Here is a 21,914-nt window from a genome sequence, read left to right as displayed (position 1 = left end):
ATAGAAAAAATTCGACCGCTTGTTTAACCTATTTATCCGATGTTTTAGGCTCCGAGCCGTTAGTACCTAAAAACTTACCAATTAATGCCTTACCTAAGTCTGATTGGTTTAATCCTTCCAACGTTGCAGCAATTTTCGTGCCGCCGGTCGAACTGAATAACTCACCTACGCGCTGAATACCTTTATCCACTTTTTCATCATTAATGATAAATTTCATATCTGAATTTGAAAGTGCTTTCGCTTGTTCAATACCAATCGCCTGATTTGCTTCAATTTGACGAATACTGATCAAGTAGCTTTGATAACCTTCATTACCCCCGATTTCTTTCGCTAATTCAATTTGACCGGATACTAATGAAATCTCCAGTTTTTGCTTCGCTTCTGCTTCTGCCGAACCGATTTTCGCAATACCTTGCGCTTCTTTATCTTTTGTTTCAAGCAATGCTTCAGCAGCTAAAAACGCTTTTTGTTTTTCACCTTCCGCTACTAAAATTTGATGTTGTTTTTCAGCTTCAGAATCAATAATCAACGCATTTTTATTCGCTTCCGCCTTAATTTCTTGTGTACGTTTTTCCTGATCCGCTTTTACAATTTCAACATCTTTGGCAATTTCCGCTTGTTTTACTTCCGCAACACGTTTGACTTCCATCTCGCGTTCTTTAGTGATTTTTTCTTGCTCTTTCACCAACTGTTGCGCTTGTTCGTTAGACACCGCCACTTCTCGTTGATTTTCTACCGTTTTTAAGCCGACTTCTTTTTCCGCCTCTTGGCGTTTTACATCCGCTTCTTTTTTCGCTTCAATTTCCGCAATTTGTGCTTCTTTTTGGTTACGAGCGACTTCGACACGGCTCTCTTTTTCAATAAATGATTTTTTAATTTCCATAATATTGAAAATTACTTTTGAATTGCCGCTATCACGAATATCCATCAGTTCAATATTCTTAACCGGCTCAATCCCCCAATTTTTCAATTGTTCTTTGACCGCTTGGGTAAAATCATCACCCAATTCCGAACGTACTTGTAAAATATCGTTTAAATTACGGCTTGAAAGAATCGAACGCACCGAGCCTTGGATAATATCAACCAATTGAATATTCATATCATGGAAATCCGACACACGTTGTGCGGCAAGATTTGAATCGGATACACGGAAGAAAGCGGTGATATCCACCACAAAAGGCAAACGTTCTAAATCATATGCTTCGTAGTTATCAATTTTGATAGAAAAGACCGAAACCGGCAGCACAATCGTACTCACACCAATCACAGGTAACCATGAAGGAAACGCATAATAAACGTTACCATTTCCGGTATCTTTACCATAAGAGGTGGTCTTTCCGCCCGACTGTACAATGTGTACTTCATTGGTTTTCACCACTCGGCGAAATAGCAATGCAATTACCAATGAAAGCACTAAAATAGCAATCAGCGCAACACCCACTGCGACATAAATAAAATCCATAACTTAGCCTCCTTTTGAAAGAATGAATCTCTATCAATTTACGCCATCAAGCGGTGAAATTCTAGAAATATTTTGCAAAAATTTATTTAACAGGCAATTTCCATTACAATAAGCATATTATTGTTAATGAAAGAATATCTTATGCGCATTCCAAGAATTTACCATCCTGAATTATTAGCGAATCAAACCAGTTGTATTTTAAGTGAAGATGCAACTAATCACGTCGGTCGTGTATTACGTATGGCGGAAGGCGATCAAATTATTTTATTTGACGGATCAAACCACATTTTCCACGCGACATTACAAGCGGTTGGAAAAAAGCAAATTATTGCAAAAATTGATAGCAGCGAATTGGATAATCGTGAATCCAATTTAGCGATCCATTTAGGGCAAGTGATTTCTCGCGGCGATCGGATGGAATTTACCATTCAAAAATCGGTTGAGCTAGGCGTAAAAACCATTACTCCGCTTTGGTCTGAACGCTGTGGGGTAAAACTTAACGATGAACGCCAAGACAAAAAACTACAGCAATGGCAAAAAATTGCGATTGCCGCTTGTGAACAATGCGGACGTAATGAAATTCCTGAAATTCGCCCGATTATGAAACTGACCGACTGGTGCAAAGAACAAGATGATATGCTGAAATTAAATCTGCATCCTCGTGCGAAATACACCATTCGCCAGCTGCCAAATGTGCCTGAAGCTGGCGTACGTTTATTAATCGGTTCGGAAGGCGGCTTATCCGCTGAAGAAATCGCGATGACTGAAACTCAAGGCTTTACCGAAGTTTTACTCGGCAAACGAGTCTTGCGTACGGAAACCGCCTCCCTTGCGGCAATTACCGCCCTACAGGTTTGTTTTGGAGATATTTAATGTTAGAAAATTTACAAGGCAAATTTTTGATTGCAACGCCGGAAATTGATGATGACTACTTTGATCGCACGGTAATTTATATCTGCGAACATAACAGTAATGGCGCGATGGGCTTAGTAATTAATACACCGACCGACTTATCCGTTTTGGAATTGATTACCCGTATGGATTTTCAAATGGCGAATCAACGTAATTACCATAAAGATCAGATGGTCTTAAGCGGCGGGCCGGTCAGTCAAGATCGGGGCTTTATTATTCACACCAAAACCGAACAAGAATTTTTACATAGCTATCGTGTTACCGATAATATTTTGTTAACTACATCAGGCGATGTGCTGGATAGCCTTGGTAAACCAGAAGCGCCGGAAAAATTTATTGTCTGTTTAGGTTGTGCCACGTGGAAACCGGAACAACTCGAACAAGAAATCGCACGCAATTATTGGTTGGTATCCGATGCGAACGACAAAACCTTATTCGAAACCGGTTATTTAGAACGTTGGGTAGAAGCAAATGAAATGCTCGGTATTTCAGGTGTGTTAGCCCGTGCCGGCAGAGCCTAATGATGGCTTAAGTAGCGGTCGAAAATAAACAATTTTTTGCAAAAGGATAATATGGCAAGAACAATTCTCGCATTTGATTTCGGTACTTACAGCATCGGCTGTGCAGTCGGGCAGGATATTACCGGTACGGCGCAGGGACTTCCCTCTTTTAAAGCGCAAGACGGGATTCCGAACTGGGATCAAATTGAAAAAGTGATCAAAGAATGGCAACCGGAACGCTTAGTGGTCGGCTTACCGCTCAATATGGACGGCAGCGAACAGCCGCTTACCCAAAGAGCGAAAAAATTTGCGAATCGCTTAAACGGACGTTTTAATTTGCCGGTTGAGTTACAAGACGAACGCCTCACAACAGTATCAGCGAAAGCGGAAATTTTTGAACGGGGCGGTTACAAAGCCTTAAAAAAAGATAAAGTGGATTCGATTTCCGCCTGCTTAATTTTAGAAAGCTGGTTTGAAGCCCAATAAAAAAGAGTAAGACCGCTAATTTGAACAACGCAAATAAGCGGTCTAATTTTGGGATTTTTTTGCAAGTCTAAGCCAAATGTTCCACGCGATTAAACTCAACTAATTCAGCCTTACCATTCTCAACAACCGCTCGGTTAATAGCGGTGTTAATCACAAAACTGTGTTTAGTTTCATCACGACATTCCGACCAATGCAAGCCTCGTAATACCGCTGTGAGAACGGTTAATGTCATACCGTGTGCAACAATTAATACGTTTTCATTATCTTGGTGCAACTGAGCAATTTGATTAAACACTTTAATCACTCGGTTATAAAGATCTTCATAAGTTTCACCGCCATTAGTTTCCGCACGATATTCCGCCGGTGTTTTTTTCATCGTCCAATATTCATCATTTGAGTATAAATCTACCGATTTCGTACCTTCCCAAAGCCCAAAATCAAACTCATTTAAACCGAAGTGGTGAAAGTGCGGAATGTTCTTCTCACTATTTTCTGCCAAAATATAATTTGCGGTATCTTGCGCACGTTTTTGCATACTCGAATAAGCAGCGGCAAATTTAACCTCTTTTAACGCTCTCCCCGCTTTTTTCGCCCCTTCAATACCTTCTTCAACCAAAGGTGAATCGCCGGAGCCTTGCAAACGCCCTTCTAAATTCCAAACAGTTTTCCCGTGACGGACTAAATAAATGTTGAGTGCCATATTCAATTCCCTGTTAAAATAGACAAAATTTATCGGAGTATAGCAAAAAATGACTGAAAAATTGACTATTTGCTTCCAACATCACGACTTTGTTGTGATTGATAAACCGGTCGGCGTGAGTGTACACAAAGACGAGGAAGCGGTCGGATTAACCGAAAAACTCGCTAAACAATTACAAGTGGAACAAGTATGGCTGGTACATCGCTTAGATAAAGTCACGTCCGGCTTATTGATTTTTGCCTTGAATAAACAAGCAGCCGTACACTTTTATCACCTATTTGAACAACATAAAATCGAAAAAACCTATTGGGCATTGAGCGATCAAAAACCGAAAAAGAAACAAGGTAAAATTAGCGGTGATATGCAAAAAAGCCGTAACGGCGCGTGGAAATTGTGCCATAGCAAACAGAATCCTGCCGTGACTCAATTTATTTCATACTCGCTTGAACCAAATTTACGCCATTTTATTTTGCAACCGAAAACCGGTAAAACACATCAATTAAGGGTAGCGATGAAAAGTTTAGGCAGCCCGATTTTAGGTGATCAACTCTATGCCGGCACAGAAGCGGATCGGGTTTACTTACATGCTTATCAGCTAAAATTTGAATATCAAGGCGAATCTTTTTGTATCCAAAGTCCACCGACAAGCGGTCAATTTTGGGCAAAAATTTGCAATGCTGAATCTGTAAAAAATATTTAATGCTATAATTTTATACATCATAACTTATCAAACAGAGGATTTTATGAGCTTATTTGAAGCAAGTTTGATTATCTTATTACTGATTATTGCCAGTGCAATTATCTCATCTTCAGAAATCTCTCTTGCCGGTGCAAGAAAACTGAAATTACAGGCAATGATTAACGAGGGCGACCTCCGTGCCGAAAAAGTTTTAAAGCTCCAGGAACAGCCGGGACGCTTTATTACCGTGGTACAAATCGGATTAAATATGGTGGCGATCCTTGGTGGTGTGGTCGGTGAAAGTGCGATTAATCCTTACTTTAGCGAATGGCTTGCCAAATATACACAAGCGGAATGGGTTGATAGTGCAGCATCTTGGATTGCCTTTATCATTGTCACTTCGGCATTTGTTCTCTTTGCAGACTTAATGCCGAAACGTATTGCGATGACATACCCGGAAAAAGTAGCAGTACGAACCATCGGCATTATGATGTTTTGTATTGCATTATTTAAGCCGCTTGTACTGTTTTTCGATTGGATTGCCAACACATTATTTAAGTTATTTCACGTTTCTACTGTTCGCCAAGACAATATGACCTCCGAAGATATTGTTGCAGTAGTTGATGCGGGAGCGAAAGCCGGTATTTTAAAAGCACAAGAACATTATCTCATTGAAAACGTGTTTGAAATGCAGGAACGCCGTGTAACATCAACGATGACCACCCGTGAAAATATTGTGTTTTTAAATCGCACCGATAACCGAGAAAAAGTGCTGGAAACATTGGGTGAAGATCCCTATTCCAAAGTACTGATCTGCGATGACGGATTGGATAAAATTTTAGGTTATATTGAAACGCACGATCTACTGACACAGTACCTAAAAAACGATAACGTGTCGCTAACAGATGCGAAATTACTGAAAAAATCACTTTTCATCCCGGATACTCTGTCACTTTACGAAGTATTAGAGCTGTTTAAATCTGCCGGTGAAGATTTTGCGGTTATCGTAAATGAATACGCATTAGTGGTGGGGATTCTAACCCTCAATGATGTAATGAGTATCGTGATGGGCGAATTGGTTTCAACCGAAGAGGAACAAATTGTCCGCCGAGATGAAGATTCGTGGTTAATTGACGGTGCTACACCGCTCGAAGACGTGATGAAAGCGTTAGAAATCGAAAGCTTCCCGAATGCGGAAAACTATGAAACTATTGGTGGTTTTATGATGTATATGTTACGTAAAATTCCAAAGAAAACCGATTTTGTTCTTTATGATCAATATAAATTCGAAATTATTGATACCGAGAATTTTAAAATCGACCAATTAATGGTTTCTTTCCGTAAAGATATCGCAAACTAGCATAGTGAAAGCTCCGACCTTAATCGGAGCTTTTTTTGTTACCAATGATGACGATGTCTGTGATAACCGTAACCAATGCCAATGCTTGGATAAATCACCGGCTCTCTTACAACCTGTCTGACTACTTTCGGACGCTTATCACTTTGATTAAGCGGTTCATCCGGTTCAATTTGCTGAGCAACACGTTGCTTTTGTTTTTCCGAAACGGTATTCCCGCTTGCGACACGTTGTTGATATTCCGCAACTACTTGCATATCCATCGGAACCGTACTTTGCTGCTCCGGTGCCGAACAAGCCGCTACAACGAAAGGCAACGCAAGTAACATTACTTTTTTCATTATTTTTCCTCTTTGTAAAAATAAGCGAAAATTAGACCGCTTGTATGTCTTTTTTATCCCTACGCTTACGCATTTTTTCTAATATTATACGCATAAAATAAGGCATTTTCTTGATTGGTCTGACAATAACTTCATCTACTAACGGCTGCTGTTCTAACGCCAAATACATACTTAATACCGTATAAATATCAACATGATGTTGATTCTTAAAGAAATTCATCAAACGATACTTTTCTATCTTCATCTGTAATGAATTTGCAATATTTTGGTATTTTTCAACCGCTTGTAAACTAAGATTCACATTACTGATCACAATGAATACGGGAAGTTGCGGATGACTTTTGGCAAATTCCCAAGCTAATGCTAATTTCTGTTCAGCTAACATTTTAGCGGACCGAAATCTTTCTTTCGTCCAAATATATTCACCGTTTTCATATAGAAATTGGTCATTCTCAATATGAAAAATTTTGCCATTCGGAAAATGCAGCTCAAACTCCGCTATTTTTTGCTTAGCAAACGTTGATTTGCCCGAACCGGAATGCCCTCGAATAATGATTAATTTTCGCATCATATAAAAAAGGACGCCCGAAGGCGTCCTAATCTCTATTCTTTAAAATTAAAGAGCAGATTTTGCTTTTTCAACTAAAGCTGCGAATGCAACTTTGTCGAATACAGCGATGTCAGCTAAAATCTTACGGTCGATTTCAACAGAAGCTTTTTTCAAGCCATTGATGAATTTGCTGTAAGATAAACCGTTTTGACGTGCTGCAGCGTTGATACGTGCAATCCATAATTGACGGAATTGACGTTTACGTTGACGACGGTCACGGTAAGCATATTGACCAGCTTTAATTACAGCTTGGAACGCAACGCGATAAACACGTGAACGCGCACCATAATAACCTTTAGCAGCCTTAAGAACTTTCTTATGGCGTGCTCTTGCAATAACACCACGTTTTACACGAGCCATTATTAAATCTCCTAATGTATATAATTAACTAAAATTCACTAAAGTACGTTTTAACTTGACTCAACGCTTATGCGTATGGTAAGCACGCTACTACTAATACTTGGTCTGCTTTCGCTACCATTGATTTGTGGCGTAAGTGACGTTTACGTTTAGTGGTTTTCTTAGTCAAAATATGACGTAAGTGAGATTGTTTACGTTTGAAACCGCCTGAAGCTGTTTTCTTGAAACGCTTAGCAGCACCACGTACTGTTTTAATTTTAGGCATTGTTTTATAAACTCCGCATTGTTTTACATAATACACAATAATTAGGCGAAAAATGCGATTATTGCTAATCATATTTTTACTTGGAAAGCGCTAATTATCTCGAAAGAGCGTTACCGCTCATAAGCTTTGCAGCTTAAAAAGCAAATCAGGCTGCGAAATGTGCCTGTAGATCGCTTTTGTTTCTCTTTTTTACGAAAGAGAAAACGGACGGATTTTATAGGATCCGCCCGTTTTATGCAAGAATAAATTATTTTTTCTTCGGTGCAATAACCATTACCGCTTGGCGGCCTTCAAGTTTGCCCGGTGCCGATTCAACTACTGCCACTTCAGCCGTATCTGTTTTAACACGTTCTAAAACGTCTAAACCGATATCTTGGTGTGCCATTTCACGACCACGGAAACGAACGGTAATTTTAACTTTATCGCCGTCTTCTAAGAAACGTAAAATGCTACGTAATTTAATTTGATAATCGCCATCGTCTGTACCAGGACGGAATTTAATTTCCTTAATTTGTACGACTTTCTGCTTTTTCTTTTGCTCTTTTGCAGCTTTTTCTTTTTCGTAGATGAACTTACCGTAGTTCATAATACGACAAACCGGCGGTTCTGCATTAGGGCTGATTTCAACTAAATCTAATTCAGCATCTTCCGCTCTCGCCAAAGCATCTTGAATTGATACGATACCAACTTGTTCGCCATTTTCATCAGTTAGGCGAACTTCCTTCACGCCACGAATTTCATCATTAAGACGATGTGCGCGATTCGACTGAACACGTTTTACAGGTTTAATAGTATTATTCCTTCTATTAATTTAACTACGATCGACTGCAGTAGCAGAGATATGAATATATAGGCTTAGCAAAACCAAGCACAAAAACGTTTTGAGTTTAATTGATTTTGTAAAATAGTGCAATGATTTGCTGAAATTATTTGTGCGCTTCAAATGCAAAAAAGCGGTCAAATTTGACCGCTTTTTTACAAATAATGAAATTACTCTTCGCCTAATAATTTAAGTTCACGAGCTTTCACCTGGTTTTTAAGGATTTCAACAAATTCTTCAATGGTGAATGTGCCTAAATCCGCACCTTTACGGGTACGTACCGATACTTTGCCCGCTTCAATTTCTTTATCGCCGCACACAAGCATATAAGGTACTCGACGTAAGGTGTGTTCACGTACTTTAAAGCCGACTTTTTCGTTACGTAAGTCTGATTTCGCACGGATACCCGCATCAGATAACGCTTTCGTTACTTTTTGTACGTAGTCAGCTTGGCTATCGGTAATGTTCATTACCACTGCTTGAGTCGGCGCTAACCACGTTGGGAAGAAACCAGCGTATTCTTCGGTAATAATACCGATAAAGCGTTCGATAGAACCTAAAATCGCACGGTGAATCATAACCGGTGTACGGCGACCGTTATCTTCCGCCACATAAGACGCATCTAAACGCCCCGGTAATGCGAAGTCTAATTGGATCGTACCGCATTGCCATTCACGATCTAAACAGTCACGTAATGCAAACTCAATTTTCGGACCGTAGAATGCGCCTTCGCCTTCTTGGATTTCATAGCTTAAGCCATTTGCCGTTAATGCTTTTGCTAAACCATCTTCCGCACGATCCCACATCGCATCATCACCGATACGGTTTTCAGGACGAGTTGAAAGTTTCACTTGAATGTTGCTGAAACCAAAAGTGCTGTAGATATCGTAAACCATACGGATACAGCTAGTTACTTCGCTTTCAATTTGATCTTCAGTACAGAAAATATGCGCATCATCTTGAGTAAAACCACGTACACGCATTAAGCCGTGCAATGAACCTGACGGCTCGTTACGGTGGCACGAACCGAATTCCGCCATACGGATTGGTAAGTCACGGTATGATTTTAAACCTTGATTGAAGATTTGAACGTGACCTGGGCAGTTCATCGGTTTGATTGCATATTCACGGTTTTCAGATTGCGTAGTGAACATTAAATCCGCATAATTTTGCCAGTGGCCGGTACGCTCCCAAAGCACTCTGTCCATCATAAACGGACCTTTTACTTCTTGGTAATCGTACTCTTTTAATTTAGTACGCACGAAAGTTTCAAGTTCACGGAAAATCGTCCAACCGTCATTGTGCCAGAACACCATACCCGGTGCTTCTTCTTGCATATGGTATAAATCTAACGCTTTACCGATACGGCGGTGGTCACGTTTTGCCGCTTCTTCTAAACGGGTTAAGTATTCCGCTAATTGTTTTTTATCTGCCCAAGCCGTGCCGTAAATACGTTGCAACATTTTGTTTTTGCTATCGCCACGCCAGTATGCACCTGCAACTTTTTGTAATTTGAAGTGGTGGCAGAAACGCATATTTGGTACGTGCGGACCACGACACATATCAATATATTCTTCGTGGTGATATAACGCAGGCGTTGCAGTACGTTCGATATTTTCATCTAAAATCGCCATTTTGTACGGTTCGCCACGTTTTTCAAACGTATCACGCGCTTCTTGCCAGCTTACGCGTTTTTTCACCACATCATAGTTGGTTTTAGCCAGCTCCAGCATACGCTTTTCAATCGCATCTAAATCTTCTTGTGTGAGTGAGCGATCTAAATCCACGTCATAATAGAAACCATTGTCGATTGTCGGGCCAATCGCCATTTTTACATCTGGGAATAATTGTTTGATCGCATGACCTAATAAGTGCGCACATGAGTGACGAATGATCTCTAAACCGTCTTCATCTTTTGCAGTAATAATTTCAAGTGAGCTATCTTCAGAAATGATGTCACACGCATCACGGCGTTCGCCGTTTACACGCCCTGCAATCGTAGCTTTTGCTAAACCTGCACCGATTGATTGCGCAACTTCCATTACAGAAACGGGATTATCGAATTGGCGTTGTGAGCCGTCTGGTAAAGTGATAATAGGCATTTTTATATCCTTGTTACAGTGGTCACCCATACGAGAGGTGACTTGTTAGTTTAAAAATAAAAACCGCTGACAAGCGGTCTGATTTGAATCTTTTTTTACAATTTGTTTTACATCACCCCAACCATGGATGAAGAGCAAAACGGACGAATTTTATCACAAAATCTCAACAAGCGGTCTGATTTCTCGCTCAATTTGCAAAATTTCTCTGAAAATAGACCGCTTGTTGTACGCACTTCATAAAAAGATATTACGCTCTCAACTTCTTATGTGTAGTAACAAGCGGTCATTTTTTATAAATTTTTTACATATCTTATCGGTGAAAAAAAGGATAGAATTTAGCAATTCTTATTTTGTGAGTAAAAAAGATGAAATCTGTAGAACGATTTTTTGAATGTATTGCGATTGTAGGTAAACCTCGTCACGATATTGCTTTAGAGACGCATTTAGCCGTTTATAATTGGTTGAAAGATCGCCGCTATGATGTGTTGTTAGAAGAAAATATTGCTCGTCAGCTCAATCTTCCGGATGGCAAAAGTTTGGAAGAAATCGGTCAGCAAGCCAATCTGGTCATTGTTATCGGTGGGGACGGCAATATGCTCGGTATGGCTCGTCAATTAGCAAAATATCGTGTTCCGCTGATTGGGATTAACCGAGGGAACTTAGGTTTTCTGACGGATATTGCACCGCAATCTGCTTTTGAACAATTACATAATTGTATTGAGCGTGGGGAGTTTGTGATTGAAGAACGCTTCTTACTCGAAGCTCGTATTGAGCGTAATGGCAAAATTATTGCAACCAATAATGCCCTGAACGAAGTTGTAATTCACCCCAGCCAAGTGGCTCGCATTATTGAATTTGAAGTATATATTGACGGTAAATTTGCATTCTCACAACGTTCGGACGGTTTAATTATTAGTACACCGACAGGTTCGACAGCCTATTCATTATCGGCGGGCGGCCCAATTTTAACGCCGAATATGAATGCGATCGCATTAGTACCGATGCACCCGCATACGCTCTCTTCCCGACCGTTAGTGATTGATGGAGACAGCCAAATCTCTTTACGCTTTGCGCAATATAATCAACCTAGTTTGGAAGTAAGTTGTGACGGACAATATGATTTGCCGTTTACACCGGAAGATCGCATTATCGTTACCAAAAGTCCGGATACCTTACACCTGCTACACCTTAACAATTATAATTATTTTACGGTGCTTGGTTCTAAGCTTGGCTGGTCTAGCAAGTTATTCTAATCTAGATATTGGCACTCTTCAGAGTGCCTTTTTATTTGCAAATTATTATCTAAATTCAACCGCTTACCCAGGTAACATGAATTGCATTCATTATTTACACAAATTAATATGCAATTGTTTTATTAAAAAAGCACTACCATAGAGCATAATAAATGTGTAGAATGCTTGTAAAACATATTGCGCAAACGTTTGCGCAATTTTCTTTACTAGCACACAGAGGACTTTCATATGTTTACAGCAAACATGAACATTCAAGATTACGACCCTATTTTATGGCAAGCAATTGAAAACGAAAATCGCCGTCAGGAAGAACATATTGAACTAATCGCTTCGGAAAACTATGCAAGTCCTCGAGTAATGCAAGCGCAAGGTTCGCAATTTACTAATAAATATGCGGAAGGCTATCCGGGTAAACGTTATTACGGCGGTTGTGAATATGCAGATATCGTTGAGCAATTAGCCATTGATCGTGCAAAACAATTATTTGGTGCGGATTATGTGAATGTACAGCCGCATTCAGGTTCTCAAGCGAATGCGGCTGTTTATGGCGCATTAATTCAACCGAACGACATCATTTTAGGTATGGACTTAGCTCACGGTGGCCATTTAACGCATGGTGCAAAAGTGAGCTTCTCAGGCAAAATTTATAATTCGGTACTCTACGGTATCACCGCCGAAGGCTTAATTGATTATGAAGATGTGCGCAAAAAAGCGCTTGAATGTAAACCGAAAATGATTGTTGCCGGTTTCTCTGCTTATTCACAAATCGTAGATTGGGCGAAAATGCGTGAAATTGCTGATGAAGTCGGTGCTTATTTATTTGTCGATATGGCTCACGTTGCAGGTTTAATTGCAGCAGGTTTATATCCGAATCCATTACCGCACGCTCATGTTGTAACAACTACAACTCATAAAACACTCGGTGGCCCTCGCGGCGGCTTAATTCTTTCTGCTTGTGGCGATGAAGAAATTTATAAGAAACTTCAATCTTCGGTTTTCCCAGCGAACCAAGGCGGCCCGTTAGTACATATTATTGCGGCAAAAGCGGTTTGCTTTAAAGAAGCGTTAGAGCCAGAATATAAAGTCTATCAGCAAAATGTAATCAAGAATGCAAAAGCAATGGTAGAAGTGTTCAAACAACGTGGTTACGATGTCGTTTCAAACGGTACGGAAAACCATTTATTCTTAGTTAGCTTTATTAAACAAGGTAAAACCGGTAAAGCGGCAGATGCAGCTTTAGGTAAAGCCAATATTACGGTAAATAAAAATGCCGTGCCAAATGATCCGCAAAAACCGTTTGTCACCTCAGGGATTCGTGTCGGTACACCATCGGTTACTCGCCGAGGCTTTAATGAAGCGGATGTGCGTGAATTAGCCGGCTGGATGTGCGATGTGCTAGATGCAATGGGTACTGACAATGAAGAAAGTGTGATTGCCGCAACCAAACAAAAAGTCTTAGCAATCTGCGCCCGCTTACCGGTTTATCCGAAATAATCTCTCAAGTAAGAAGCCCTATTTGGGCTTCTTATTCTTTAATGCTCACCGAGTTCAATCAGCTTTCCCCATCATTTTTTAGCAAAAAGGTAAAAAATTTTTACTTCTTAAGATTTCGTTAAGATCTGTTTGATTTAATACACACATCGATAAGGCACGCACTTCACATTTGTGTTTTATTTAACGACTGTTTATTTTTTAATTTTTTATTTCTTTGATTTTTATCTTGGTTATTTAACGACTTTTACTCGGAGCAAATTTATGAAAAAACTTTTAGCTTTAACTGCAATTTTCGCAATCTCTTCACCGGCAATGGCTGGATTTGAAAACACCACCTCAGCGAATAACGATGGCTTTAAATCTAACCACACAAACGTTCAAGCTGCAGCAATCAAGAACGTAGCACAAGCAAAGAAAGCAGGTGATAACGCACATTTTTCAATGACTGGAAACATTATCAATTGCTACGATAACGATGATTGTACCTTCAAAGATTCAACCGGTTCTGTACATATTGATGTTGAAGACGGTGCATGGCAAGGCAAAACAGTAAATGCAAATAACCGTGTGCGTATTTCAGGCAAAGTTGACCTTGATGACGGCCGAGTGACTTTAGATGTAAATAACATCACTGTTTTAAAATAATCTAATAAACATAAACAATAAAAATTTAATTAGGAATTTTCGATGAAAAAAGTATTAGTTTTAACGACGCTTCTCTCTTTATCTGCAACTTCAGTGGCAAATTTTGAAGGCCCTGCCGCACAGCAAGGCGGTTTTAGCGGTGAAGGAACAAAAACACCTCCGACTTCCGTTGCACAAGCACTCGAAGCGTGGGACGATGCACCGGTAAAATTAACCGGCTATATCACCAAGCAAATCGATCACGATGAGTTCTATTTTAAAGATGCTAGCGGTGAAATTAAGATCGAAGTGGAAGATCACGCTTGGAACGGACAAAATGTCACCCCGAAAGACAAAATTACCATTGAAGGTAAAGTAGATAAAAATGACTGGGGTAAATCCAGCATTGATGTATATAGCATTAAAAAATAATGCTTAATTATTTAACGACTATTTCTGCCCCTCCACTTTTATATTAGGAGTTTTACATGAAAAAATTGACTGTTCTCTCAACATTAGCGGCAGCAACATTATTAGCAGCCTGTTCTCAACCGACTTCTCAAAATCAAACATTTGGTGCTAATACAACCAGTATCGTTACTGTTGCACAAGCGAAATCATCACACGATGACAGCCGTGTAACATTAGAAGGTAAAATTCTTCGTCAAGTGGATAACGACGAATATATCTTTGCAGATGCAACTGGTGATATCAAAATTGAAATTGATGATCACGTATGGAACGGTTTAAACGTGACCCCAAACGATAAAATCCGTATTCAAGGTAAGTTAGATAAAGAAACTTTCCATTCATCGATTGATGTTTATACGGTTGAGAAAGCACAATAATTGCTTACTCACTTTTTGAAGTATTGTGTGTTGTTTAGTTTTAAATAGTTGGTAAAATTTTGTCCAAATTAGGCGGAATTGCAAAGTAAAGTTAACCAACGACTCTTACTCCTTACAAGCGGTTAAATTCTGCAAATTTTTTGCAAAATTCAACCGCTTGTTTGCTTATTTAAAGGATACGAAATGCGTATATTGCTTATTGAAGATGACAAACTCATTGGAGACGGCTTAAAGCTTGGATTGACCAAACAAAATTTTGTGGTTGATTGGTTTCAAGATGGAAAACTCGGTTTTGATGCGCTGTTCTCCACGCAATACGATGCGGTGGTACTCGATCTCAGCTTACCGAAAATGGACGGTTTAGACATTTTGAAACGCTGGCGCAAAGAAAATCAAGACATACCGGTGTTAATTCTGACCGCTCGAGATACGCTCGATGATCGCATTCTTGGCTTTAATTCAGGTGCAGACGATTATCTTTGTAAACCTTTTGCATTAATGGAAGTGGTTGTGCGCTTACAAGCATTGGTTCGCCGCCGTTATCAACAAAGCTCAAGTGAAATTGTGATTGGCAGTTTACGAATTGATAATAATACCCATAGCGTCACGCTAGCGGAAAAAGCGGTCATTTTAACCGCCAAAGAATTTCAGTTATTGCAACTTTTTGTGAGCAATAAGGATAAGGTGTTAACACGTTCTTCAATCGAGGAAAAATTATATAGCTGGGACAACGATGTCGGCAGTAACACGCTTGAAGTCTATATCCATAATTTACGTAAGAAACTAGGTAAAAGCTGGATAAAAACCGTCCATGGTGTGGGTTATCGTTTAGGAGCTGAAGATGGCTAAAGTATTAAAAAATCGTAGCTTAAAATACCGCTTGCTCGTTGCACTTTCTGGGATATCACTGCTGATTTGGCTTATTTCTGCGATGATTGAATGGCGCGTGTTACATAAAGAAATTAATGAATTATTCGACTCGCAGCAAATTTTCTTTGCCGAACGTTTAGCTTCATCAAATATTGCCGAAGGCTTTCATACCGTCCAGAATAAAGGTGGATTTTATCAAGCAGATGTCGATGATGATGCGCTGGCCTTTGCAATTTTTACTGATAAAGGCGAGCAAATTATTAATGATGGCCGTGATGGACAATTTTTTACGTTCACACCGGTAGAAGGTTTTCAGAACATTCAGCTGACAGAAGCAGATGATGAGATTGATGATGAACAAGATATTGATATTTGGCGCATTTATTGGCTAAAAGATAATGATGTTTATATTGCAGTAGGGCAAGAAATTGATTATCGAAACGATTTAATTAATAAAACGATTATCTCGCAGTCTTGGAGCTGGTTATTCGGTTTTCCGATGACAATCTTAGCGATTTTATGGATTATTCACCGTGAATTTATCAGCTTAAAACGACTGGAAAATGATGTTGCATTGCGTAAGCCGGACGAGCTCAAAGCGATTAGTACGGCACAATTACCCAGTGAAATTATTCCGTTGGTCAATAATCTCAATCATTATTTTGAGCGCACGCAAACAATGTTCAATCGGGAAAGACGTTTCACTTCGGATGCAGCACATGAATTGCGTAGCCCGCTTGCTGGCTTGCGAATTCAAACCGAGATAGCGCAAATGACATTAGACGATCCGATTGAGCACGGTAAAGCGCTACAAAATATGACAAATAGTATCGACCGTATTGCGCAATTGATTGAGCAGTTACTCACGCTTTCTCGTTTGGAAAATTTAACCGAACTAGATCAATTGGAACCGATTAATTGGCGAAAATTGATAGAAACTAATGTTAGTCAGCTTTACCAACAAGCTGAAAACAAGCGGTCGGAAATCATTGTTGATTTGCAAGCTGAACCTCAAGCGCAGTTAGGAAAGATATTATTGCTTAATTTAGTGCTGCGAAATCTGATTGATAATGCGATTAACTATACGCCGGAACAAAGTCTCATCAAGATTACGTTATCAACGAATAGTCTCGTCGTAGAAGATAACGGCAATGGGGTGAGTGATGAAGATTTGGCTAAACTGGGTCAGCCGTTTTACCGTCCGGTCGATCGTCCGATTCAATCCAGTCAAGATGAAAAAGGTAGCGGCTTAGGTATTTCAATCATTAAACGCATTGTCGAATTACATCGTTTTGGATTGAAATTGAGTCGTAGTGAAATGGGTGGGTTAAAGGCTGAAATTTTCTTCTAAGCAAATTCAGTCATTTCCAAATAACAAGCGGTCTAGTTTCAGCAAGAATTTGCAAATTCTTCGCGAAATTAGACCGCTTTCTTATATGACTAACTATATTACATAGCTACAATTAGAACATGAATGAGTTAGCATATTCTGGATAAGTGATCGGTGAGATTTCCGCAATTGGAATCATGAGATCGTTATAGCCAGCTACTTCAATAACAAAGTTAGGTTCTGGATTTTCCGCTTCTAATACAGGTACTTCCGGTAAACCGAACATATCGGAGATCTCTTCCGTTGTGAAGAAATCATTACCGAAGATAAATTTGTTCACACCGATTGTTTTACCGCCATTTGAATATTGATCATAAATGAAAACCTGATCATCCGTACCATTCACACGAATATGCCAACTTACATTACCTAAATCATTTGTTGTCGCATCAATAGTGATATCCTGAGGGCGAATACCATTCGCAAATTGTAAGGTATTTTCACCTTCAACATCGAAGATTTCATCACGGCCGGCGCCTTTATAGAAGTAGTAAGTATCATTACCTGCACCACCATAAAGGAAGTCGTTACCATTACCACCATTTAGCCAGTCAGCACCCTCTGAGCCATATAATGTATCATCACCATAGCCACCTAATAAACGATCATTACCAGCACCACCGGTGATCACATCATCACCAGCTTCGCCCATAATAAAATCATTACCATTTAAGCCATGGATCGTATCGCTTTCACGTGTGCCATACAGACTATCCGCATAATCCGTACCAAATTTAACCGGACTGCTTGAAGCGATATCCTGAACATCAAAATGGATCGAATAATTCGTATTATAAACGTCATGAACATCCACAACATTTGAGTTATTCGGTTCCACATGAAGTTTTACATGGATTCTCGTATCTTCAGAGCTAGGATTATCCGGTAAGAAATAAAGGCGGTTATGCTCTGTATTTCTTAATTCTCTGAATGCCCAGTTGTTATTATCTGAATCATTGATTTCACGATAGCTACCGTCGTTATTTACAAGTAGTAAACGACCACCGCTAATATCATCAAACACAATACGATCACGATAGCTCGGCGGTGCTACCCATTCATTAATTAATACTAATGTAGCCTGATCATCATCGATCACAAATTGTTGTAACAGCTGAACAGGGCCTACGGGATCATTTGATTCATCAACTACAGGTCTATTAGGTCTGATCGGATCAAAATTACCCCAGTAATTAAAGATATCGAAAGCCATATACACTCCTTATGTATAAAGTGGAATAAGAACGCTCGCACTGTATAGAATACTTATGCAAAACGCCAGCCTGACCACTACTGGTACATCTTGAACCGATCAGGCTTAGACCAATTTTCCTACAAAAAAATAAATCATTCTCTATAATTTACACACTATTTACACTTGCAAAAAAAGCGTGATCTTTCTCACATTTTTTAGAATTTTTTCTTTAAAAAACCAAATGGTAACGTTAACATTTGAGTATTCAATTAAGATAAAGAAAACAGTAAGCTAAAATCGGCTTCTGTGATCAGAATCACATCCTTAGTTCAAATTGTCGGTTATACTCCGATAACAAAACTTAAATTGGAGCAATTCTACATGAGCGAGCAATTTATCCTAAATGATCACCCTCACCGCCGTTTTAATCCATTAAAAAATCAATGGATTCTCGTTTCACCACATCGTGCAAAACGCCCGTGGCAAGGTCAGCAAGAAGAAACGGTTGCTGACGATAAACCAAGTTATGATCCGACTTGCTACCTTTGCCCAAGCAATAAACGCATTACCGGCGAGCAAAATCCTGCTTATACAAAACCTTTCGTATTTAAAAACGATTTCTCGGCACTATTGCCGGATACTCCTGCTCCGGAAACCAATTCTGATCCGCTTTTCCAAATTTCACATACTCAAGGCGAAAGCCGTGTGATTTGTTTCTCACCCGACCATAGTAAAACCTTACCGCAACTTTCGGTGGCTGAAATAGAGCAAGTCGTACAAGTTTGGCAAGAACAAGCTAATGAATTAAAAAGCCGTTATCAATGGGTACAAATTTTTGAAAACAAAGGGGCGATGATGGGCTGTTCTAACCCACATCCGCACGGTCAAATTTGGGCAAGTAATTTCTTACCAAACGAAATTGCGATTGAAGACGAGTGTCAGGCGAATTACTTTGCTCAATACGGCCGCCCATTATTACTGGATTATGCGGACCGTGAATTAACTAAAAAAGAACGTATTGTGGTAGAAACTGAAGATTGGATTGCCGTAGTGCCTTACTGGGCGGCTTGGCCGTTTGAAACTTTACTGTTACCAAAACGTAAGTACTTTAAGCGAATTACCGATTTAAACGAAGCCGAACGAGCGGATTTAGCTCTCGCACTTAAAAAGCTAACCACTCGCTACGATAACTTATTTAATATCAGTTTCCCGTATTCAATGGGTTTCCATTTTGCACCGTTTAATGAAAGTGATAATGAACATTGGCAGCTACACGCTCATTTCTATCCACCGTTGTTACGTTCTGCCACTGTACGTAAATTTATGGTCGGCTATGAGATGATGGCGGAAAGCCAGCGAGACCTGACACCGGAACAAGCGGCAGAAAGATTAAATGCGGTGAGCGACAGCGTTCACTATAAAGATAAATAGAAAAGAGACCGAGACTATGAAACCACAACAACTTGCGATACAAAAATTTGCCGAGCATTACGGCTATTCGGCTGCTCAAACCGTATTTGCTCCGGGACGAGTCAATATTATCGGTGAACACACCGATTACAATGACGGCTTTGTAATGCCTTGTGCAATTAACTACGGTATGGCTGCCAGCTTTAGTAAACGTGACGATTCGGTTTGGCGAGTCTATGCGATCGATATTAACCAACAAGATGAGTTCGACCTTAGCCAACCGATTGAACCGTCCGAACACAAATGGGCGAATTACGTACGTGGCGTGGTGAAATATATTCAGGCGAAATGTCCGGAGTTTAAACAAGGTGCGGATTTAGCAATGACCAGTGACGTACCGATGTCTTCCGGTTTAAGTTCTTCTGCCGCATTAGAAATTTCAATCGGTAAAACCGCACAAGTGTTAGGTGATTTGCCACTTAGTTTGGCGAAAATCGCCTTAATCGGACAAGAAGCTGAAAATAAATTCGTTGGCGCAAACTGCGGCAATATGGATCAACTCACCTCGGCGCTCGGACAAAAAGATCAATTAATTATGATTGATTGCCGTTCGCTAGACATTACCCCGACACCGGTACCGCACGGCTATTCGATTGCGATCATCAATTCTAACGTCAAACACGATTTAGTGACCGGTGAATATAACAGTCGCCGTCAGGAATGTGAATTTGCTGCTAAATTCTTCGGTGTGAAAGCATTACGAGATGTCACACCTGCGCAATTTATCGAGCGAGCGGCGGAGCTACAAGCAGAAAATGAGCTTGCCTATAAACGTGCAAAACATATCATCAGCGAAAATCAGCGTGTATTAGAAGCGGTTGAAGCTTTAAAAGCAAATGATATGGTCAAACTCGGTCAATTAATGGCCGGGTCTCACGACTCTATGCGTGATGATTTCGAAATTACCATTCCGGAAATTGATTACTTAGTCGAACTGGCACAAGTGGCGATCGGTAAAAATGGCGGCGCACGTATGACTGGTGGTGGCTTCGGTGGTTGTATTGTTTGTTTAGTACCAAATGAAAAAGTAGAACATTTACGCCAACTCATTGCCGATAATTATGAAAAACAAACCGGTATTAAAGAAACTTTCCACCTTTGTACCGCTTGTGACGGCGTTCATCTTATTTAATGTTTAATTCACGGAAATCACGGAAGATTTTCCGTGACTTTCCCTCTGCTTGGGATATGAACTATGAAAACATTTACCCTCGAAAACTCATTCCTCAAAATTACCCTTTCCGATTTAGGTGCATCTTGGCTTTCTTGTGTAGTTAAACACCCGAAAGGCGAACGAGAAGTGTTAATCACTACCTCTGCAAAAAATTGGCAAAATCAGACCGCTTATTTCGGTGCAACCTGCGGACGCTATGCCAATCGTATTGCTAATGCCGAATATCGGCTTGACGGCAAAACCTACACATTGGCAAAAAATAATGGCGAACATAGCTTACATGGTGGTGTAAAAGGGGCGGATAAGCAAGTTTGGCAAGCGGAGCAAATTGATCCGCAAGCGGTCAAATTCAGCCGAGTTTTTGCAGATGGCGAGGAAGGGTTCGGAGGTGAAGTTCATGCCGTTGTTACTTATCGTTTGCATGGAAAAGAAGTCGAAATTGAAATTGACGCAACCGCCAATCAAGATACCCCACTCTGCTTTACCAATCACGCTTATTTCAATTTACTTGGTAGCGATAATGTACTTTCGCATCAACTGATGATTAATGCAGACGAATATTTACCAGTCGGCGCAGACGGTATCCCGATTTTACCGTTTAAAGCGGTGGCTCACACCGGCTTCGATTTTTCAACGCCTAAACCTATCGGGCAAGACTTGCTGAAAGATACCGATCAACAGTTGGTAAAAGGCTATGATCACGCTTTCAAATTAGTAAAAAATTCCTCAAAACCGACCGCTTGTTTAACCGTTGAAGATCTTAGCCTTGAACTCAATACCTCAATGCCGGCGTTGCAATGTTATTCAGGGAATTGGCTTGGCGGGCAACCGAATCTGAACGGTTCAACTCATCAAGACTATGCTGGCGTTGCTTTAGAACCGGAGTTTTTCCCTGATTCGCCAAACCAAGCTGAACTGGCAAAATTCGGTGGCATCACCAAAGCGGGCGAACACTATAAACACGATATTCGTTATACCTTTCACTTTTAATTTGTAAACATC

General features: G+C 40.1%; 25 protein-coding genes. 16 read left to right on the top strand and 9 right to left on the bottom strand.

Translation table 11 applies throughout. The annotated features are described in order from the left end of the window. Nucleotides 1-28 precede the first annotated feature (28 nt). Nucleotides 29-1,462, bottom strand: a complete 1,434-nt coding sequence (locus ASU1_RS01750; RefSeq protein ID WP_014991141.1) for an SPFH domain-containing protein — start codon at nucleotides 1,460-1,462, stop codon at nucleotides 29-31. 141 nt (nucleotides 1,463-1,603) lie between these two features. On the opposite strand from ASU1_RS01750, the gene rsmE reads away from it, so the two are divergent. The 3 genes from rsmE to ruvX are packed head-to-tail and all read left to right on the top strand — an operon-like array spanning nucleotide 1,604 to nucleotide 3,360. Further along, nucleotides 1,604-2,335 (top strand): 16S rRNA (uracil(1498)-N(3))-methyltransferase, encoded by a 732-nt coding sequence (rsmE, locus tag ASU1_RS01745; RefSeq protein WP_014991140.1) that lies wholly within the window; start codon nucleotides 1,604-1,606, stop codon nucleotides 2,333-2,335. Beyond that, nucleotides 2,335-2,895, top strand: coding sequence for a YqgE/AlgH family protein (locus ASU1_RS01740; RefSeq protein ID WP_014991139.1), 561 nt, complete (start codon nucleotides 2,335-2,337; stop codon nucleotides 2,893-2,895). Before rsmE ends, ASU1_RS01740 begins: the two co-directional genes overlap by 1 nt. A gap of 51 nt (nucleotides 2,896-2,946) precedes the next feature. Next, nucleotides 2,947-3,360 (top strand): Holliday junction resolvase RuvX, encoded by a 414-nt coding sequence (gene ruvX, locus ASU1_RS01735; RefSeq protein ID WP_005596085.1) that lies wholly within the window; start codon nucleotides 2,947-2,949, stop codon nucleotides 3,358-3,360. Nucleotides 3,361-3,427: 67 nt separating this feature from the next. Here the strand turns inward: ruvX and ASU1_RS01730 are convergent, their stop codons facing one another. Continuing rightward, on the bottom strand, nucleotides 3,428-4,060 hold the full coding sequence (locus tag ASU1_RS01730) for a histidine phosphatase family protein (protein ID WP_014991138.1): 633 nt from the start codon (nucleotides 4,058-4,060) through the stop codon (nucleotides 3,428-3,430). 49 nt (nucleotides 4,061-4,109) lie between these two features. Between ASU1_RS01730 and ASU1_RS01725 the strand changes: the two genes are divergently transcribed. Continuing rightward, nucleotides 4,110-4,760, top strand: a complete 651-nt coding sequence (locus ASU1_RS01725; protein WP_014991137.1) for a TIGR01621 family pseudouridine synthase — start codon at nucleotides 4,110-4,112, stop codon at nucleotides 4,758-4,760. 43 nt (nucleotides 4,761-4,803) lie between these two features. Next, entirely contained in the window at nucleotides 4,804-6,099 is a 1,296-nt protein-coding gene (gene paeA, locus ASU1_RS01720) for a polyamine export protein PaeA (protein WP_014991136.1), read from the top strand. 38 nt (nucleotides 6,100-6,137) lie between these two features. On the opposite strand, the gene ASU1_RS01715 is transcribed toward paeA, so the two are convergent. From ASU1_RS01715 to thrS, 6 genes are all read right to left on the bottom strand, one after another. Then, nucleotides 6,138-6,437, bottom strand: coding sequence for a hypothetical protein (locus ASU1_RS01715; RefSeq protein WP_014991135.1), 300 nt, complete (start codon nucleotides 6,435-6,437; stop codon nucleotides 6,138-6,140). Between the two features lie 31 nt (nucleotides 6,438-6,468). After that, entirely contained in the window at nucleotides 6,469-7,005 is a 537-nt protein-coding gene (locus ASU1_RS01710; RefSeq protein WP_039194921.1) for a recombinase RecA, read from the bottom strand. A 48-nt stretch (nucleotides 7,006-7,053) separates the two neighbouring features. Next, entirely contained in the window at nucleotides 7,054-7,407 is a 354-nt protein-coding gene (rplT, locus tag ASU1_RS01705) for a 50S ribosomal protein L20 (protein WP_005596075.1), read from the bottom strand. Nucleotides 7,408-7,474: 67 nt separating this feature from the next. After that, complete coding sequence (gene rpmI / locus ASU1_RS01700; protein ID WP_005596065.1) at nucleotides 7,475-7,672, bottom strand: 50S ribosomal protein L35; 198 nt, start codon at nucleotides 7,670-7,672, stop codon at nucleotides 7,475-7,477. A 247-nt stretch (nucleotides 7,673-7,919) separates the two neighbouring features. Continuing rightward, the gene (infC, locus tag ASU1_RS01695) at nucleotides 7,920-8,462 is read right to left on the bottom strand and encodes a translation initiation factor IF-3 (protein WP_081456961.1); all 543 of its coding nucleotides are present in this window, start codon (nucleotides 8,460-8,462) and stop codon (nucleotides 7,920-7,922) included. Nucleotides 8,463-8,662: 200 nt separating this feature from the next. After that, nucleotides 8,663-10,594: a threonine--tRNA ligase gene (gene thrS / locus ASU1_RS01690; RefSeq protein WP_014991133.1), complete on the bottom strand. Its 1,932-nt coding sequence runs from the start codon at nucleotides 10,592-10,594 to the stop codon at nucleotides 8,663-8,665. A gap of 102 nt (nucleotides 10,595-10,696) precedes the next feature. Between thrS and ASU1_RS11925 the strand changes: the two genes are divergently transcribed. The 8 genes from ASU1_RS11925 to ASU1_RS01655 all read left to right on the top strand — a co-directional run bounded on the left by ASU1_RS11925 (nucleotide 10,697) and on the right by ASU1_RS01655 (nucleotide 17,034). Next, nucleotides 10,697-10,834 (top strand): hypothetical protein, encoded by a 138-nt coding sequence (locus ASU1_RS11925; protein WP_158319027.1) that lies wholly within the window; start codon nucleotides 10,697-10,699, stop codon nucleotides 10,832-10,834. Nucleotides 10,835-10,959: 125 nt separating this feature from the next. After that, the gene (locus ASU1_RS01685) at nucleotides 10,960-11,847 is read left to right on the top strand and encodes an NAD(+) kinase (RefSeq protein ID WP_014991132.1); all 888 of its coding nucleotides are present in this window, start codon (nucleotides 10,960-10,962) and stop codon (nucleotides 11,845-11,847) included. A gap of 228 nt (nucleotides 11,848-12,075) precedes the next feature. Further along, nucleotides 12,076-13,341, top strand: a complete 1,266-nt coding sequence (gene glyA, locus ASU1_RS01680; protein ID WP_014991131.1) for a serine hydroxymethyltransferase — start codon at nucleotides 12,076-12,078, stop codon at nucleotides 13,339-13,341. A 261-nt stretch (nucleotides 13,342-13,602) separates the two neighbouring features. Next, on the top strand, nucleotides 13,603-13,986 hold the full coding sequence (locus ASU1_RS01675) for a YgiW/YdeI family stress tolerance OB fold protein (RefSeq protein WP_014991130.1): 384 nt from the start codon (nucleotides 13,603-13,605) through the stop codon (nucleotides 13,984-13,986). 42 nt (nucleotides 13,987-14,028) lie between these two features. Next, nucleotides 14,029-14,397, top strand: a complete 369-nt coding sequence (locus ASU1_RS01670) for a YgiW/YdeI family stress tolerance OB fold protein (protein WP_014991129.1) — start codon at nucleotides 14,029-14,031, stop codon at nucleotides 14,395-14,397. Nucleotides 14,398-14,453: 56 nt separating this feature from the next. Further along, nucleotides 14,454-14,813 (top strand): YgiW/YdeI family stress tolerance OB fold protein, encoded by a 360-nt coding sequence (locus ASU1_RS01665; protein WP_014991128.1) that lies wholly within the window; start codon nucleotides 14,454-14,456, stop codon nucleotides 14,811-14,813. 183 nt (nucleotides 14,814-14,996) lie between these two features. Further along, the gene (locus ASU1_RS01660; RefSeq protein ID WP_014991127.1) at nucleotides 14,997-15,662 is read left to right on the top strand and encodes a response regulator; all 666 of its coding nucleotides are present in this window, start codon (nucleotides 14,997-14,999) and stop codon (nucleotides 15,660-15,662) included. Then, nucleotides 15,655-17,034: an ATP-binding protein gene (locus ASU1_RS01655; RefSeq protein WP_014991126.1), complete on the top strand. Its 1,380-nt coding sequence runs from the start codon at nucleotides 15,655-15,657 to the stop codon at nucleotides 17,032-17,034. The genes ASU1_RS01660 and ASU1_RS01655 overlap by 8 nt, the downstream gene beginning before the upstream one ends. Before the next feature lie 112 nt (nucleotides 17,035-17,146). Here the strand turns inward: ASU1_RS01655 and ASU1_RS01650 are convergent, their stop codons facing one another. Beyond that, complete coding sequence (locus ASU1_RS01650) at nucleotides 17,147-18,286, bottom strand: calcium-binding protein (protein ID WP_014991125.1); 1,140 nt, start codon at nucleotides 18,284-18,286, stop codon at nucleotides 17,147-17,149. 363 nt (nucleotides 18,287-18,649) lie between these two features. Here ASU1_RS01650 and galT point away from each other — a divergent pair, with 363 nt between their 5' ends. From galT to ASU1_RS01635, 3 genes are all read left to right on the top strand, one after another. Continuing rightward, the gene (galT, locus tag ASU1_RS01645) at nucleotides 18,650-19,699 is read left to right on the top strand and encodes a galactose-1-phosphate uridylyltransferase (protein WP_014991124.1); all 1,050 of its coding nucleotides are present in this window, start codon (nucleotides 18,650-18,652) and stop codon (nucleotides 19,697-19,699) included. A gap of 16 nt (nucleotides 19,700-19,715) precedes the next feature. Next, on the top strand, nucleotides 19,716-20,870 hold the full coding sequence (gene galK / locus ASU1_RS01640; protein WP_014991123.1) for a galactokinase: 1,155 nt from the start codon (nucleotides 19,716-19,718) through the stop codon (nucleotides 20,868-20,870). A gap of 63 nt (nucleotides 20,871-20,933) precedes the next feature. Next, entirely contained in the window at nucleotides 20,934-21,902 is a 969-nt protein-coding gene (locus ASU1_RS01635; protein ID WP_014991122.1) for a galactose-1-epimerase, read from the top strand. Nucleotides 21,903-21,914 lie beyond the last annotated feature (12 nt).

Origin of the sequence: Actinobacillus suis ATCC 33415, from assembly GCF_000739435.1 — a bacterium.
Lineage (GTDB): Bacteria > Pseudomonadota > Gammaproteobacteria > Enterobacterales > Pasteurellaceae > Actinobacillus > Actinobacillus suis.
The sequence above is the reverse complement of the archived record's forward strand: the minus strand, read 5'-3'. Positions and strand labels throughout refer to the sequence as shown.